This window comes from Pseudovibrio sp. POLY-S9 (genome assembly GCF_001431305.1).
In the GTDB taxonomy this organism is placed as follows: Bacteria; Pseudomonadota; Alphaproteobacteria; order Rhizobiales; family Stappiaceae; genus Pseudovibrio.
The window spans coordinates 1-233 of the sequence record NZ_LCWX01000249.1 but is presented as its reverse complement, the minus strand read 5'-3'; the positions used below and the strand labels follow the sequence as shown (position 1 = coordinate 233).

Below are 233 nucleotides of genomic sequence, written 5' to 3'. Positions count from 1 at the left end.
TGTACATACCGGAGACATAGGTGACAGGTGTTCGGAGAGATGGTTGACACATTAACATGGCATTCAGGGAGGGACCGGGATGCCTTGGAAAGAGTGTTCAACAATGAAACTTCGAGAAGAGTTTGTCCGACTTGCAGCTCAGGACAATGCTAATCGGCGTGCCTTGTGTCGCCGGTTCGGTATCAGCCCACAAACAGGCTATAAATGGCTGAGGCGGTGGCGTGCGGGAGAAG

The 233-nt window shown here is 52.4% G+C and carries 1 protein-coding gene; it reads left to right on the top strand.

The window, feature by feature from the left end:
• Positions 1-79: 79 nt before the first annotated feature.
• On the top strand, positions 80-233 hold a 154-nt coding region (locus tag PPL9_RS31720), incomplete at its 3' end, for a helix-turn-helix domain-containing protein (protein ID WP_152986859.1).